We start from the raw sequence: 15,953 nt of genomic DNA, 5'->3' as shown, positions 1-15,953 counted from the left end.
CCGGGAATGGAGTCGCCACGCCAGGCGAAGTGCGGACGGTGGGGTACAGTGCCAGGATGAGCCCATGACGCTAGGAGTCCGTCAGGAAATCCGGGATCACCTGGGTAAGGCGCAGGACGCCAGCAGGATCAAAGTAGAAATTCATCGTCGCCAATTCCAGGCCATCTTGTGCGAACCGGTAGCCCCAGACCTCGCGGTGCATGCGCGGAAAGCGGCTTATCTCGGCAGGCTTGCCGAAGCGGGTGAGGACATCGCGCGTGGTCCATTCGCCGATCCTGGCCTGGCCAAACTCCTCCGCGCTCAGCACCTGCCGCACGCCGACGACCCGTCCGTCGGGACCGATGTCGGCGGCCCATCTGGTCTCGCCCGGCGCGGGATAGAGCCAGCGACTGGAGCCATCCGGAAGCTGATAGATCTCGCGCGGCGCGCCCAGCCGGGCCTGAAGCTCTGCCTCGCTGGCACCGGGTGGCACGGATTGCCATGCCGGGCTCGCGCAAGCAGCGGCCAGCGCAACGGTCGCCAGCATGAGGAGGCGGCTTGCAAGGCGTGGGGATGGCAGCCGGGCGGGCTTTATCGAAAGCTGGGGAATCATGATGGATCTCCGTCGGAAATGATGGGGAGAGCTGCCAGCCGGGAGCAGGCACCAGGCACTGAAATGCCCGCAATGGGTTCATGGCAATCCTGCGCCGGGCGTTGGCCGCTGCATGCAGGCACCTGTATAACTGCAACGCGAGGGAAGTTATTCGAGCAAACTCGGCCTGCATCGCAACCCGGGGGGTCGCTTCGAGCCGAAGGCGGAATGCGCAGCGGTCAATGAAAATCCGAGCCCGTGCCAGGCAGTGGCACCACTACGGCGGTGATCTGCTGGGGCCGTCTTGCCGAAGGTTCGCCGGCGCGGTTACGCCAGTGACTCCCTCGCGGGAGTCGTCAGCCTGCCCTCAAGGTCCACGCACGAACTCCACCTGGATATTCATGTGCACGGCATCGCCCACAACGGGGGACCATGCCGACAGCCCGAACTCCCGGCGGCTGACGTCCCCGGCCGCGGAGAAGACAAGCGTGCCTTCGGGCCGCGGACTTCCGATGGCCCCGTCGAGTGTCACAAGCAGACTGACCGGGCGCGTAGTACCGTGGATCGTAAGGTTGCCGAACAGCCGCCCACTGCCGTCCCCGGTCCGGACAAAGCGGGTACTGACGAAGCGGATCTCCGGATAGCGGGCCACATCGAGCATGCCGCCGCCCCGGATGATCAGGGACAGCAGGCGCGGGTGCGCCTCAACGCTGGCGGCATCGATCGTCACCGTCACGCGGCCCGAGTCAAGGCCGGCGTGCGTCCCTTCAAGCTGGGCATGGATGCGGTGAAAGCGCATCTCGATATGCGAGTCCGGGAAGGCGTCGACATTGAACGTGACGCTCGAGCGCTGTGGCGCCAGCACGTACCGATCTGGCCACACATCCACCTCGGCTGCCTGCGCCTGGCAGAAGGCAGCCGCCAGCGATGCAAAAGTGGCGAGCACAAGCCTGGCAATCGCACGAGCGCGAGTGGCCAGGAATTGGTGTGGCGAATTGCGCACGCCCCCCCTCCGGCAGAAGAACGATGGCCCATCTGACTAAACGCTTGGCAGCGATGATTTATTCCAGTGCGCACCTCCCAGATGCCGTACGGTTGCTTGCTACGCTATCCGCCCCTCAAATAAGCACGGTCGACCAGCAGCCGACCTTCGCCCTGAAGGTGCAAAGGATCGGCCGCTTTAAGGTCATTCAACGGAATCCACGAACGCGCTTTACTCGTTCATGCTAGTCGCGTCATCTGCTCCATCCCTGCTCAGCGGAACTTCCAGAGGCTCTTGGGTCTTCCAGATCTTCTTGCGATTAATGAGGAGCGGCACCGCACCGATCGCAATGCCACCGATGCCAACAACGTTAGTGACCATGTCAAAGGTCGGGATACTGTAAATCGCAATAAAGAACAGAAAGATGCCGCTCAATGCCGGCCATGCCACATGAGAGATCGCGCCCCATATCGAGCTTCGGAGCATGGCGCGGTAGTACCACGCGCAGGCCAGCGCCGTGAGCCCCAGGTAAAAACAGATCTGAAAGCCGATCGCAGCGATCGAATCCTGCAGGATCACGTTGATGGTAGGGAGATAAGAGGAAACAAAGAGCAAGGCGAGGCCGGTGATCCAGATAAACAGGATGGCCACGTGCGGCGTCCGCCATCTGTGGTGAAGCTTCGAGTAGCGTGGATGAATTGCCCCGTCGCGCGCCTTGGCGAAGAGCGTGCGCGTAAACTGGAGCATCTGGGTTTCAACGGTGCCAACCGTGCTGAGCAGCACCGCAATGATGGCGACATAGCCCCACGTTGCCCCGAAAAGCTTCTCTGCGATCGCGAAAATTATATTGGTGTTGTAGTGCCTGATCTCTTCGCCGGAGAGTCCGAGGAGCGTGATCACGATAAAAATCGTGAAGAAAGTAATCAGGAAGATCATCGTCCAGAATGCACCCCTTCCCGGGATTCGATGTGGGTCCTTCGTTTCCTCGCTCAGGTTCATGGTCACATCCCATCCGTAGTAAAAAAATATCGCCACCAGCGCTCCGTTGGCAAAAAATCTTGGTGAAAAATCAAATGGGGAGAACCAGTTCCACGAGAACACACGCTCAGGCGCATGCGGGAAAACGATGAAGCCGGCGATGAGGATCGTCAGGAGGATAAGCCCTTCGATGGTCGTCATGATCACCTGTGCATAGCTGGTCAGCTTGATGCCCTTCAGCACGACTGCGCTGACCGCCGTCAGCCACAGTGCCGCAATGATCGTTACGTACTGCACGTTGTTCATCAGTTCCGGCCTGAAGATGAGCAGCGTGGCGTTTGCCGCCGGGATCATCGCCGACACCATGAAGATGCAGCAAAGGACAAGAAGCGCCCATCCGGCGAAGAAGCCCAACGTTCTGCCGAAAATGGTGCTCACCCACGCATAGGAAGTCCCCGCGTTTGCAATGGCTTTATTCAGGTTGATGAACGCAAACGCTATGCCGAGCATGATCAGCCCGCACACCACGATGCTTGCCGGCGAGAAGATCCCGGATGTCGCAACGACCGTGGACGCAGCGATCTCGATGCTGTAGGCGGGCGCAGTGCCCGCGATGCCCATGATGAGGGACTCACCGAAGCCGAGCGAATCGGCTTGCAGACCGCCTTGCGCTTTCGCATCCATGACAGGCTCGCTCCAAGCGGCGACAGCAATCGCCATGCGATCGCTCTCGAGTTGGTTACGGCGCGTAGGGCCTGTTGAATGCGGTGGGCCGTGGTGTTGCAGGCTTGCCGGCCAGTACCTTCATGTTAGGTCAGGCTGCGCGGCGGCAAAGGTCCCGCAAGGACGGGATTGCGAGGCGGCAAGCTGGCGGCAGAGCCAATGTAGGTTAATGAGCACAAGCGCGTTGTACCGGGCAGCCCGGCGCGCTGCAACGCCGGCCGCTCGCCGATACCGGCTTCGGCTCGAAGTCTTATTGATCTCGTGAATATGCGATATCCACCAGATTCTATTGGCCAATTCCCTTGCCTCCACCATCATTCAGCCCATACCAATGCCCCCACGGAGACAAGCATGGAATACCCCTCCGCCCAAGACGGCCCGGTCTGGGCCGGCGACAGCATCAGCCGCATCCCGTTCCGCGTCTATACGGACGAGCAGCTGTACCAGCGTGAACTCGAGCGCTGCTTCTATCACGGTCATTGGAACTACGTCGGCCTGGAGGCTGAAATCCCGAACCCGGGCGATTTCAAGCGCACCACGCTGGGCGAGCGGTCGGTCATCATGGTGCGCGACCAGGAGGGCCAGATCAACGTCGTCGAGAACGTGTGCGCGCACCGCGGCATGCAGTTCTGCCGGGAGCGCAGCGGCAATCGCAAGGATTTCCACTGCCCGTACCACCAGTGGAACTATGACCTCAAGGGCAACCTGCAAGGGGTGCCGTTCCGCCGTGGGGTCAAGCAGGACGGCAAGGTCAACGGCGGCATGCCCGCCGACTTCAAGCCCCAGGACCATGGCCTGACCCAGCTGAAGGTGGCAACCCGCGGCGGTGTCGTGTTTGCCTCGTTCGACCATACGGTGCAGCCGCTGGAAGACTACCTCGGGCCGGACATCCTCGGCTACTTTGACCGGCTGTTCAACGGCCGCAAGCTCAAGGTCCTTGGCTACAACAAGCAGCGCATTCCGGGCAACTGGAAGCTGATGCAGGAGAACATCAAGGACCCCTACCACCCCGGCCTGCTGCACACGTGGTTCGTCACCTTCGGCCTCTGGCGGGCGGACAACAAGTCGCGCCTGGTGATGGATTCGCAGTTCCGGCACGCAGCCATGGTGTCGACCCGTGGCCAGGGCGGCAAAGGTGAAGTCACCTCCGGCGTCTCCAGCTTCAAGGACCAGATGGCGCTGCACGATGACCGCATTCTCGACATCGTCCACGAGCCCTGGTGGGGCGATCCCACTGCCGTGATGATGACGGTGTTCCCGAGCGTGATCTTCCAGCAACAGGTCAACTCGGTTTCCACCCGTCATATCCAGCCCAACGGGCCCGACTCCTTCGACTTTGTCTGGACGCATTTCGGCTTCGAGGACGACACCGAAGAGATGACCCGCCGCCGCCTGCGCCAGGCCAACCTATTCGGACCCGCCGGCTTCGTGTCCGCAGACGATGGCGAAGTCATCGAGTGCTCGCAGGAAGGATTCACCCAGAAGCCCTGGCATCGCGTGATCGCGGAACTTGGCGGCAAATCCGCCGAGAACACCGAGCACATGGTCACCGAGACGCTGATCCGGGGCATGTATGACTACTGGCGCAAGGTGATGGAGGTCTGACGCCATGAACTTCGCTGACTATCACGCCCTGCTCGCCCTGTACGCCGATTACACATCCGTCGTCGACAGCGGCGACTGGGACCGCTGGCCCGAATTCTTTACCGACGACTGCCTCTACCGGGTCCAGCCGCGCGAGAACCACGAGCGCGGACTGCCACTGGCAACGCTGTCGCTCGAGAGCAAGGGGATGCTGAAGGACCGCATCTACGGCATCCGCGAGACGCTGTTTCATGACCCCTACTACCAGCGCCACATCGTCGGCACGCCGCTGATCCGCTCCGTGGACGACGACAAGATCGTGGCCGAGGCGAACTACGCAGTGCTGCGAACCAAGCCGGACCAGATGACGGAAGTGTTCAACGTTGGCCGCTACCTCGACACCGTGGTGCGGACGCCCGAGGGCTTGCGCTTTGCCTCGCGCGTCTGCGTCTTCGACAGCGAGATGATCCCGAATTCCCTTATCTATCCCCTCTAGCAGGAGAAGCACTATGACCGAAGCCTGGATCGAGGCCGCGCTGCTGGCCAGCGTACCGCAGGACGACGTGGTCGCCATCGAGGTGCAAGGCAAGGATATTGCCCTGTACAGCGTCGAAGGCGAAGTCTATGCCACCGACAATCTCTGTACCCATGGCCATGCCCGGCTCTGCGACGGATTCCTTGACGGCCACGAAATCGAGTGCCCGCTCCATCAGGGCAAGTTCGACGTCCGCAGCGGTGCCGCGGTTTGCGCCCCGGTAACCGAAGGCATCCGTACCTATCCGGTCCGGATCGACGGGGACAAGGTCTTCCTTGACCTGAGTTAGCCAGACAGCGGAGCGACGCATGAATTCCGAGCAACCTACAGGCGCGGGCGCCGCGGCAATGGCAGACACGATCGTCATCATCGGCGCCGGCCAGGCGGGTGGCTGGGCCGCCCAGACGCTGCGCAAGGAAGGCTACACCGGCCGACTCGCGCTGATCGGCGACGAGTCCCACCCGCCGCATGAACGGCCGCCGCTGTCAAAGGCAGTCCTGGCCGGCGAGGCCGCTCCCGAAAGCCTGGCGCTGCTCAAGCCCGACGCCTTCGACGCGCTGGCCCTGGAGTGGCGCCATACGACCCATGCGACCCGGATCAACCGGCCAGCGAAGTGCATCGAAACCGCCAATGGTGAGTCGATCGCCTATGACAAGCTGATTCTCTGCACCGGCGGCAAGGCCCGTCACCTTGCCGTCCCCGGGGCCGACTCGGAACCCGTCTACACCTTGCGCAGGATCGAGGACGCCCTGGCGCTGGCTCCCGCGCTCGGACCGGGCCGTGCCATCGTCGTCATCGGGGGCGGCTGGATCGGCCTGGAAGTCGCCGCGACGGCACGGAAGAAAGGCGCCGAAGTGACCGTGGTCGAAGCCCAGGGCCGCTTGTGCGAGCGCACGGTTCCGGTCCAGGTCTCGGAGCACCTGCTGGCGCTGCACCGATCGCATGGCACACGCGTGATACTCGGCGCCGGCGTCGAGCAAATATCCCGCAGCGCCGACGGCCAGTCCCTGGTCGGGCTCACTGATGGCAGCGAGCTGCCGTGCGACGCCATCGTCGTCGGCGTGGGCCTGGTTCCGAACGACCAGCTCGCGCGGGATTCCGGGCTGGCGTGCGACGGCGGCGTGATTGTCGACGCGCGCTGCCAGACGTCCGACCCCGACATCTTCGCGGCCGGAGATGTCGCGGTGACGCCGAATCCCTGGGCCGGTCGCCGGCTGCGGCTCGAGTCCTGGCAGAACGCCCAGGAGCAAGGCATTGCCGCCGCACGCTCGGCGCTGGGCCAGGAGGTCAACTATCAGCCGTTGCCGTGGTTCTGGTCGGATCAGTACGACATGAATCTCCAGATCTACGGTGTGCCTTCGCTCACCCATCGCGTCATCGCCAGAGGGAATCCGGGCGCGCACAGCTTCATGCTGTTCTACGTCGAAGGCAATGTCGTCAAGGCCGCCATCGGGCACAACGCCGCACGCGACCTGCGCTTCGCGCGCCGCCTGATTGAACAGAACAAGCCGGTCGATGCGAACCAGCTGGCCGATGCGGGAGTGCCGATGTCCAAGCTCTAGCCCGCCAGAGACCCATAACTATCAGGAGACAACACCATGCATCAGATCGACATCCACAAGCTGGCCGACCAGGCCCGCTTCAACCGCTTCCATGTGCGCGTGCTGTTCTGGTGCGCGCTTATCATCATCTTCGACGGCTATGACCTTGCTGTCGTGGGCATCGCGCTGCCATCGATCATGAAGGACCTGGGGGTTGCCCCGGCCAATGCGGGCTTCATGGTGAGCTCCGCCCTGTTCGGGATGGTATTCGGCGCGATCTTCCTCGGCACCATTGCGGACAAGATCGGCCGCCGCTGGGCGATTGCGATCTGCGTGGTGCTGTTCAGCGTGTTCACCGCCGCGGCGGGACTGGCCAGGGACCCGGTGACGTTCGGCATTGTCCGCTTTCTCGCGGGGCTTGGCATCGGCGGCGTGATGCCGAACGTGGTGGCCGAGATGACGGAGTACGCTCCCAGGAAAATCCGCGCCACCCTGGTTACCGCCATGTTCAGTGGCTATGCCGTGGGCGGCATCGTGGCCGCGGTGCTGGGCAAGGGACTGATCGAAACCTACGGCTGGCAATCCGTGTTCTTCGCGGCCGGCGCGCCGGTGCTGCTGGTCCCGTTGATCCTCAGGTCGCTGCCGGAATCGATGCCGTTCCTGCTGGCCAAGGGCCGGCACGAGGCGCTGCAGCAGATCGCCACGAAGCTGGAGCCGGGCTACCAGCCGGCGCCGACCGACCGCTTCGCCGTCCCGGCCCATGACCAGGCCGGCAGCGCGCCGGTGCGGCACCTGTTCAGCGATGGCCGCGGCTTCAGCACACTGATGTTCTGGGTCGCATTCTTCATGTGCCTGTTCATGGTCTATGCACTGAGTTCGTGGCTGACCAAGCTGATGGCCGCGGCGGGCTACAGTCTTGGCTCGGCATTGACGTTCGTGCTGGTGCTGAATGTCGGGGCAATGATCGGCGCGGTCGGCGGCGGCTGGCTCGCTGACCGGTTTCACATCAAGTACGTGCTGGCGGCAATGTATGGCCTTGCTGCAATCTCGATCACGCTGCTCGGCTTCAAGATGCCGACCGAGGCGCTGTTCTTCGTGGTGGGTCTTGCAGGCGCCTCGACCATTGGCACGCAGATCGTTGCCAACGCGTACACGGGCCAGTTCTACCCCATGGCGATACGCTCCACCGGCCTCGGCTGGGCACTGGGCATCGGCCGCAGCGGTGCCATCCTCGCCCCGATCGTGATTGGGGTGCTGGTCGGCATGAACCTCCCACTTCAGCAGAACTTCGTGGCCATCGCCATGCCCGCCGTGATCGGCATGATTGCGGTCTTGCGGATCGATCACCGACGCTCGGCATCGGCGCAACGCGCAGACGCAACCTCGCCACTTCCCGATGCCGCCGGGCTGATCCCCGGCCCTGCACGGCCGCGATGAGCCACCCCAGGCCGAAGGCCGGCGTGCACAGGTGGCGCTGGCCACCCGAGAGCGCCTGACGCCGCGCGAACCTATTCCGAGAACAGATCGAACATCTGAGTGCGCAGCCACTGGTTGGCCGGATCGCGATGATAGCGGGAATGCCAGAACAGGTTGATCTGGATCTCGGGCAGGTCTACCGGATGCTTGACGTACCTGAGACCAAAGTACTGGGCGCTGCGTTCGGCAAACTTCCGCGTGACCGTGGCAATCAGGTCGGTACTGGCAACGATGTCGGCAAGCGCGGCAAAATGCGGAACGCGCAGGCGGATACGGCGTTGCACACCCTGCCTGGCGAGGATTTCGTCGGCCCGCGCATGGCCGGTACCCGCGGCCGTGACGACGACGTGGTCGGCCTCCAGGAAGTCGCGCAAGCGAATGGTGCGCTTGTCCAGCGCGTGCCCCGGCCGGAACATGCAGACATAGCGCTGACGGAACAGCCGGCGCTGAAAGAACTCTGAGGTCAGCTCGGGCAAGTGCCCTACCGCCAGGTCCACCTTGCCCTGGCTCATCTCCTCTGCGAGGTTCACGGCTGTATTGCGAACCGTCGCAACGGAGACGCCAGGCGCAAGCTCGCGCAACGACCCCATCAGCCTGGGGATGAAATGGATTTCGCCGATATCGGTCATCGCCAGACGGAAGTCCCGGTCGCTATGCCGGGGATCGAAGGACACCTTGCGATTCAGCGCGTTTTGGAGGGCTTCCAGGGCGTAAGACACGGGCTCGGCAAGCTCTTGTGCCAGAGGCGTCGGCAGCATGCCTTTCGCACTCCGGACAAACAGGTCATCGTCAAAGATACGACGCAGCCTGGCAAGCGCGTTGCTCACAGCGGGCTGGCTCAGGCCCAGGGCCTTGGCGGCGCCCGAGACGGTGCGCAGCCGCAGCAAATGGTCGAACACCACCAGCAGGTTCAGGTCAACGTTATGCAGCTCCATGCCCGGCTCCGACGATTATTGGCAGTATGAATCCGTGGTTGCCGGCATATTCTAGTCGTCTATTTCCACCACTTTAATTGCCTGCATATCAAATTATGCCAGACCCACAGAGTGGCACCGAAGTCAGGATGCCAAGGCGCGCGTCATGCAGCGCGCTGCAGGATCCTGCGCTGTGCTCCGGAGAATGGCTTCAAGCGGCCTTGCTGCGAGGCTTGCGCGCGGGCTGGCGCTTGTCGTGCTTCCACGTCTCGATGCCATCCAGCGTGATGCGCAGGCCCTCTTCGAACGCAGTATCCGAAGACAGCCTGGAGAAGGCCTTGCTGACGAAGCGCGCACCGGGATACTGGAGCTCGGACGCGGACTCCAGCTTCTTTTCGATAAAGCTCTGGTGGTAGGCCGGCAACTGGCGCGAAGCCTCCGCCATGCTCGCGGAAACCAGGTACTGCGCGATCAGGTGATACCCCAGCGCCACCTGCTCGGCGGTGAAGCCGCCCTGCATGATGGCCGACGTCATGCGGTTGAAGAACTCCATGCCGTAGTCGGTCTCGCCCGGCTCGACATCCTGGAACAGGCGGAACCGGTTGTGTGACGCGACATAGATGCTGACGCCGGGGTTCTCCACCGCCACCTCGAAGCTCAGCCGGGCAATGCCCTCCACGTCGTTACGCCAGTCGCCCGTCAGCGAAGGCAGGCGCCCGACGCGCTGGCGGTAGTAGTCGTTGAGCACGCCGGAAACGAGCTGGTCGCGGCCGCCCAGGTAATAGTGGATCAAGCCAGGCGCAACGCCGAAATCCTTGGCCAGTTGCACCATGGAGATCTGGTCCAGCGGCACGCTTTTGGTCAGCCCGATTGCGTGCTGGAGGATGGCCACACGGCTGAGCATGGGCTCGGCGCCGATCGGCGAATCGGTCTTGGGCGGCCGGCCACGACGGCGAGGCGCACTCGGCGCAGTTGGCGTCGAGGGAGTCTTGCTGGCGGCGGCTGGGGATTTGCGGGCGGCAGGCATCTTGGGTGGACCGTTCGAAGGCATGGCCGCAAGGAAATTGCGGCCATGGGAATTCTACTCCGCCGCGCCCGCGTTCGGACAATCAGGCCCCGGCCGGCTCGGGCAGGCTGGCGGCGCTGGCGCCATGCCGCCGGTAACGGCCCAGCGACAAGGTCAGCGCGCCGGCCACCAGCAGCATGCACGGCAGCACCAGCAGCAGCGCCCCGTAGCTGCCATGGCGGTCGAACCACAGACCCAGCCCCACCGGCCCGATCACCGCGCCAAAGCCGTAGCCCGAGAACGCGATGCCGAACAGCGCGCCGAACGAGCGCAGCCCGAAGTACGACCGGACCAGGAAAGAGATCAGGTCGCCTTCCGCGCCGATGGTCAGCCCGATCAGGGTGGTGGCGACCAGCAGCACCTGGTAGTCGCTGGTGACACCAAGCAGGTAGATCCCCACCGCGCCGCCAAGGAAGAACACACAGGCCACGAACGGCGCATGGATGCGGTCGATCAGCACGCCGGTCAGGATCCGGCCGATCAGCAGCCCGACACCGACCATCGAGGCGCTGCGGGCCGCGTCCGCGGGGGTGAAACCCTTGTCCACGAACATCGCCGGCAGGTGCGGGCCGAGCGACAGCGTGGCCGAGGACCCCAGCACGAACACCGCCCAGATCGCCCACAGGCGATAGCTGCGCACAGCCTGCCTGAGCGGAATGCCGTCTGCGGCCGGCGCCTGCCTGCTGGCCCGGGCAGTACCAGCTCTGCCCCGCTCGCGCAGCAGTGCGCAGGCCAGCAGCGACAACACGATTGATCCGATACCCAGCGCGACATACGCGGTGCGCCAGCCGTAGCCGGTCACCAGATGCTGCGCGGTGGCCGGCATCAGCACTGTGCCCGCACCCAGCCCGCACATGGCGATGCCAAGCGCCAGGCCCAGGCGGCGGTCAAACCATTGCGGCAGCACGGCAAGATAGCCAAGCACGGAGGTCGCTGCGCCGAACACCCCGACCACCACCGACAGGCAGACCCAGAGCGCCTTGCTGCCGTTCTGCAGCGCCATGCACGCCGTCGCCAGCCCGAACACCAGCGCCGACACGGCAATCACCCGGCGGATGCCGAAGCGGTCCATCATGGTCCCGACCAGCGGGCTGACGATCGCCAGCCCGAACATCGACGCCGCATAGGACAGCGATGCTTCCGAGCGCCCCCAGCCGAACTCCGTGGCCAGTGGCCGCGCGAACACGCCCGCGGTGGCATTGAACAGCGGGGCATAGCCCGCCAGCATTCCCAGCGCCGCGCCGAGAATGACGGCGGCATAGGTCCATCTGCCGGCGGCGGGCACCGGTTGGAGGGCTTGTTGCATGGGTTGTCTCCGTTGCAGGATTCAAGCCGCCTCTGCGCGTGGCGGTCATGGATAATGATTGGCGGGATCAGCCGCGCTACGCGGCGGGACGCAGGAAGGCCGACAGCGCCGTGCGCAGCGATTCCGGGATGGGGGTGCCGACACGCTCGTCCAGCCGCACGCAGATGGGAGAGAACATGGCGTCGAACACTGGCGAGCCGTCCGGGCGCCGCGCCATGCAGCGGATGTCGTAGGAGCGCGTGCGGATGGCCTGCACCCAGCATTCAATGTCGATCACGTCATCCGGCCATAGCGTGCCGATGAATTCGAAGCGCATGGCCTTGCATGGCGTGCCCACGCCGTGCACCGCGCCAAGGCGGCCGGCGCCGCCGGCGATATGGTCCGAGAACAGCCCGACCGCGCCCAGCAGGTAGTCGGTAAAGCGCCCGGTGTAGACCACGCCGGCCGGGTCGCAGTCGCCCCAGCGCACCGTGCGGCGCACCACGAAGGGCGCGTCGCTCAGCACATACTCGGTCGCGCGGATCATGGCTGCTGCCCCGCCGCCACCGGCACGCCGGCCGCCGTCAGTTCAGCCAGCAGCTTCGGGTATTGCTCCCTGAGCCGGTTCAGGTCGACGCGGCCGGTGCGGGTCATGAAGCGGAACACAAACTCATGCGGCGTGGGCAGGTCCATCCATTCGCGGATGCGCTCGTACCAGTTGTAAGAGGCCTCCGAGGCGCGGATCAGTTTTGCCTTCTCGGGACGGCGCACGGTGTCGTACCGGCGCAGCGCGGCCTGCACATCGTCCGGGACGGCGACGATGGCATCGGCCAGCGCAATCGCATCTTCCATGGCGATGCGCGTGCCCGAGCCGATCGAGAAGTGCGCACTGGTCAGCGCATCGCCAATCAGTACCTGGTTGCCGACATGCCAGGTGTCGTTGACGATCACCGGGAACTGGCGCCACGCCGAGTTGTTCGAAACCAGCCGGTAGCCGCCCAGTTCTGGAGCAAAAATCCGCTCGAACAGCGCCTGGCGCTGTTCCTGCGTCATCGCCTCCATCCCGAAATCGATCCAGGTCTGGTGGTCGCACTCGGCAACGAAGGTGCTCATCGAATCCGAATACGGGTAGTAATGCGCGACGAAATACCCGCCCTCGTGCTTGCGGAACACCAGCGCCGGATTGGGGAATGCCTTCTCCACCCCATACCAGGCGAAATGGTTGGTCAGGCTGTGGCGCCGGGTGCCGAAGCCGGCTTCATTGGCACCGCGCAGCAGCGAGTTGACCCCATCGGCACCCACTACCAGGTCCGCGTCGATCGCGGAGAAATCGCTGATGCGCTGGTTGCAGGCGACCCGCACGCCCAGTTCGCGCGCACGCGCCTGCAGGATCTGCAGCAGGCGGATGCGCGGGATCGCGCCGCCGCCCGCGCCGGGCCGCTTCATCGTGATCGGGAAGTCATGGCTGACGATGGCATGGCGGTCGCTGAAGCGCATCGCCCTGGCGAGTTCGTCAATCACCTTCGGCGACGCCGCGCGCAGGCTGGACAGGCCGGTATCGGCCAGCACCACGCCGAAGCCGAAGGTAGCGTTCTCCGGATTCTGCTCGTAGATGTCGATGTCGACCGAGGCCAGCCGCTCCTTGAGCAGGATCGACAGGAACAGGCCCGACGGCCCGCCCCCGATGATGGCGATCTTCATTCTGCGTCTCCGGGGGCGATGACCAATGCATCCATGTCGAACTGCTCGATGCGTCCGGCCAGGCCGCCGGTCAGCGCGCCGTACCAGACCGCAGGCTTGAAGCCCAGCGCCTTGCGCCGGAAGCTGATGCCGGGGTTGCCGTCGATGCGCACGTAGCCGTTGCCAAGCGCGGTGGTGGCGTAGCCCTCGGTCTTGCCCGCCACGTCGATCAGCGCGCCAAACTCGGGCACGTTCAGCACGAACACCGAGGCCCTGTGGGCCTGCGCGCGGGTGCCGATCGAGGCCGCCTTGCGCTGCCACACCGGTTCGATCGAGCCGAACGGCGTGCCGTTCCCGGATTCGTTCTCCAGCGCGATGGCGGCTTCGATGGTCAGCTTCGCGTCGAGGGCATCGGCCTCGCTGAACGGACGCACCTGCCATGTAATCTCGATCGGATAGCCGTTGGGGTCGTTGAAGTAGATCGACTCGATCACCTCGTGGCGGATCTGGTAGCGCAGCGGAATGCCCACCGCCTCCACGCGCTGGCGCCACTGCAGCAGCTCGGCCTCGTCGCGCACGCGCCAGGCGGTATGGGTGGCGCGGTCCTGGTAGTGCTCGCGCACGGTCAGCCAGTCAGGCCGCTCGGTGCCGATGTAGTAGAAGAAGGCGATGGTGCTGCCGTTGCCGCTGTCGAAAAAAAAGTGCAGGAAATCGGCATGGTTGTCCGGGCCCCAGCCCTTGGCCGAGATCGCGTGCACCAGCGGCAGGCCCAGCAGGTCGCGGTAGAAATGCACGGTTTCGGCCAGCTTCCAGGTCGGTCGCGCGGTGTGGTGGACACCATGCAGCTGCACGGACGGCGCTGCGCCAGGGTTCGTCGCTTCGGTCATATCAATTCCCTTCGGTGGTGTTGCTGCGAGCCGCTTCGGTCTCCAGCAGCTGGATGATCTGCTGGCGCAGCAGCGCCTTGCTGAGCTTGCCGGACGCGGTCAGCGGGAATTCGCTGACGACCTCGAGCCGCTCCGGCCACTTGAACTTCGCCAGGCCGGCTTCCTGCAGGTATTCGGTGAGCTGCGGCAGCGTCAGTCCGGTCGCGGGCGGCTTGGGTACGATGAAGGCGCAGACACGCTCGCCGTAGACACGGTCCGGCATGCCCACGACGGCAGCGCCCAGCACCGCGGGATGCAGGTTGATGACGTTCTCCAGTTCTTCGGCGTTGATCTTCTCGCCACCGCGGTCGACCACATCCTTGATGCGGCCGCAGAAGAAGTAGTAGCGCTTGCCATCGACCACGCGTGACGACATCAGGTCGCCGGAGCGGTAGAAGCCATCGGCGGTGAAGCGCGTGGCGTCTTCCTGTTCGGACTTGTAGTAGCCGCGGATCGTGTAGGGACCACGGAACAGTGCTTCGCCCGTCTCGCCGTCGGCAACCGGCGCTTCCGTGCCCGGATGGACGATCCTGATCTCATCCCAGGCCGAAACCGGGCTGCCGACCGAGGTGTCGCGGATCTCCTGCGGGTCGTCGTTGCGGGTAAACATGATCACCCCTTCGGTCATGCCGAAGATATGGTGCGTCGGCGAGCCGGTCAGCCGGGTCAGGCCGGCCGCGTTCTTGGGTGCAATGAAGTTGCGGCGGGCGCGCCCGGCGGCATCGGCCCGGGCCAGCTCCGGCGCGATGCGCGTGAGGATGGGGCCGGCCACGCCGAACCAGGTCGGGCGGTAGTCCCGCACCAGCCGTTGCAGGGATTGCTCGCCGATATCGGGCGTCACCGTCACCGTGGCGCCGCACAGCAGGAACGGGCCGAAGAAGCAGCCCATGTTCAGGTTGTGCATGTACGGCGTGGGAAAGAACAGCACGTCGTCCTGCGTGTAGCCGTTCCATGCCGCGACGGCGCGCATGTTGTACAGGTACTCGTTCTGGAAGCGCGGGATGATCTTGGGCACGCCGGTGGTGCCGCCCGAGAGCTGGAACACCGCCGCCTGGAAAGGATCGTGGCTGACCTCGGCCAGCAGCGCGCGCGCCTGCGCCAGCGGCATGTCGCGGATCAGGTCCGCCAGCAGTACCGCACTGCCGCGCCGTTCGCCGCGCGCCTGCAGGATGTAAGCAAAGCTCGGGACTTCGGCCTGCATTTCCCGCGCAAACGCCACATCGTCGAACCTGGGATCGTCGCCTTGCACGAAGTGCAGGCGCGCCTCGCACAGGTTGCCCAGGTAGCCGATCTCCAGCTTGCGAAACGCCTGCAGCGAGCACAGCGGGATGATGCCGGCCTTCAGGCAGGCGAAGAAGGCCAGCAGCAACTCATTGCAGTTGCCGCACTGGAACACCGCGCGGTCCAGCGGCTTCATGCCCAGCGCCAGCAGCGCCGCGCCCAGGCGGTCGGTCTGCTCGTCGAGCTCGCGATAGCTCAACTGGCCCTCCGGCCCGGCCAGCGCCAGGCGGTCGGCATGGCGGCGGAACGACGCCTGGAACGCGCCGGCCAGCGTCTCGCTGGTCAGCACGCCTTCGGCGACATAGTGGCGCAGGCGGCCTTCATCGGGATATCGGACGCCGGCCAGCAACTGCGGGGGGCGCACGGTGAGGTTCTGCAGCATGTCTGTCTACCCTTTTTTTGTCATGGAGC

The 15,953-nt window shown here is 64.6% G+C and carries 15 protein-coding genes; 5 read left to right on the top strand and 10 right to left on the bottom strand.

Annotated features, from left to right (window positions below):
• Nucleotides 1-70 precede the first annotated feature (70 nt).
• The 3 genes from ACZ5MJ_RS31470 to ACZ5MJ_RS31460 form a co-directional block, all read right to left on the bottom strand.
• A complete protein-coding gene (locus ACZ5MJ_RS31470; RefSeq protein ID WP_464224994.1) occupies nt 71-592 on the bottom strand; it encodes a dethiobiotin synthetase in 522 nt (173 codons plus the stop codon).
• A gap of 346 nt (nt 593-938) precedes the next feature.
• Entirely contained in the window at nt 939-1,517 is a 579-nt protein-coding gene (locus tag ACZ5MJ_RS31465) for a YceI family protein (protein WP_464224993.1), read from the bottom strand.
• 267 nt (nt 1,518-1,784) lie between these two features.
• The gene (locus ACZ5MJ_RS31460) at nt 1,785-3,251 is read right to left on the bottom strand and encodes an APC family permease (RefSeq protein ID WP_464224992.1); all 1,467 of its coding nucleotides are present in this window, start codon (nt 3,249-3,251) and stop codon (nt 1,785-1,787) included.
• 354 nt (nt 3,252-3,605) lie between these two features.
• Here ACZ5MJ_RS31460 and ACZ5MJ_RS31455 point away from each other — a divergent pair, with 354 nt between their 5' ends.
• From ACZ5MJ_RS31455 to ACZ5MJ_RS31435, 5 genes are read left to right on the top strand one after another with little or no spacing between them, the layout of a single operon-like run.
• Entirely contained in the window at nt 3,606-4,859 is a 1,254-nt protein-coding gene (locus ACZ5MJ_RS31455) for an aromatic ring-hydroxylating dioxygenase subunit alpha (protein ID WP_464224991.1), read from the top strand.
• Between the two features lie 4 nt (nt 4,860-4,863).
• Nucleotides 4,864-5,334: an aromatic-ring-hydroxylating dioxygenase subunit beta gene (locus tag ACZ5MJ_RS31450; protein WP_464224990.1), complete on the top strand. Its 471-nt coding sequence runs from the start codon at nt 4,864-4,866 to the stop codon at nt 5,332-5,334.
• A 13-nt stretch (nt 5,335-5,347) separates the two neighbouring features.
• The gene (locus ACZ5MJ_RS31445) at nt 5,348-5,662 is read left to right on the top strand and encodes a non-heme iron oxygenase ferredoxin subunit (RefSeq protein ID WP_464224989.1); all 315 of its coding nucleotides are present in this window, start codon (nt 5,348-5,350) and stop codon (nt 5,660-5,662) included.
• 19 nt (nt 5,663-5,681) lie between these two features.
• Nucleotides 5,682-6,935 carry an NAD(P)/FAD-dependent oxidoreductase gene (locus ACZ5MJ_RS31440; RefSeq protein WP_464224988.1) on the top strand — a complete coding sequence of 418 codons (1,254 nt, stop codon included), beginning with the start codon at nt 5,682-5,684 and terminating at the stop codon, nt 6,933-6,935.
• A gap of 36 nt (nt 6,936-6,971) precedes the next feature.
• Nucleotides 6,972-8,351 (top strand): MFS transporter, encoded by a 1,380-nt coding sequence (locus ACZ5MJ_RS31435; RefSeq protein WP_464224987.1) that lies wholly within the window; start codon nt 6,972-6,974, stop codon nt 8,349-8,351.
• A 71-nt stretch (nt 8,352-8,422) separates the two neighbouring features.
• Here the strand turns inward: ACZ5MJ_RS31435 and ACZ5MJ_RS31430 are convergent, their stop codons facing one another.
• From ACZ5MJ_RS31430 to ACZ5MJ_RS31400, 7 genes are all read right to left on the bottom strand, one after another.
• Nucleotides 8,423-9,325 carry a LysR family transcriptional regulator gene (locus tag ACZ5MJ_RS31430; RefSeq protein WP_464224986.1) on the bottom strand — a complete coding sequence of 301 codons (903 nt, stop codon included), beginning with the start codon at nt 9,323-9,325 and terminating at the stop codon, nt 8,423-8,425.
• Between the two features lie 190 nt (nt 9,326-9,515).
• Nucleotides 9,516-10,208 carry a TetR/AcrR family transcriptional regulator gene (locus tag ACZ5MJ_RS31425; RefSeq protein WP_464224984.1) on the bottom strand — a complete coding sequence of 231 codons (693 nt, stop codon included), beginning with the start codon at nt 10,206-10,208 and terminating at the stop codon, nt 9,516-9,518.
• 205 nt (nt 10,209-10,413) lie between these two features.
• Nucleotides 10,414-11,676 (bottom strand): MFS transporter, encoded by a 1,263-nt coding sequence (locus ACZ5MJ_RS31420; RefSeq protein ID WP_464224982.1) that lies wholly within the window; start codon nt 11,674-11,676, stop codon nt 10,414-10,416.
• Nucleotides 11,677-11,752: 76 nt separating this feature from the next.
• The gene (locus tag ACZ5MJ_RS31415) at nt 11,753-12,202 is read right to left on the bottom strand and encodes an acyl-CoA thioesterase (protein WP_464224981.1); all 450 of its coding nucleotides are present in this window, start codon (nt 12,200-12,202) and stop codon (nt 11,753-11,755) included.
• A complete protein-coding gene (locus ACZ5MJ_RS31410; RefSeq protein WP_464224980.1) occupies nt 12,199-13,356 on the bottom strand; it encodes an FAD-dependent monooxygenase in 1,158 nt (385 codons plus the stop codon). The genes ACZ5MJ_RS31415 and ACZ5MJ_RS31410 overlap by 4 nt, the downstream gene beginning before the upstream one ends.
• Complete coding sequence (locus ACZ5MJ_RS31405; protein ID WP_464224979.1) at nt 13,353-14,222, bottom strand: VOC family protein; 870 nt, start codon at nt 14,220-14,222, stop codon at nt 13,353-13,355. Before ACZ5MJ_RS31405 ends, ACZ5MJ_RS31410 begins: the two co-directional genes overlap by 4 nt.
• 1 nt (nt 14,223) lies before the next feature.
• Nucleotides 14,224-15,924 carry an AMP-binding protein gene (locus ACZ5MJ_RS31400; protein WP_464224977.1) on the bottom strand — a complete coding sequence of 567 codons (1,701 nt, stop codon included), beginning with the start codon at nt 15,922-15,924 and terminating at the stop codon, nt 14,224-14,226.
• Nucleotides 15,925-15,953 lie beyond the last annotated feature (29 nt).

Source organism: Cupriavidus sp. LA-1 (assembly GCF_055385985.1).
This window is presented reverse-complemented; position numbering and strand designations above follow the sequence as displayed.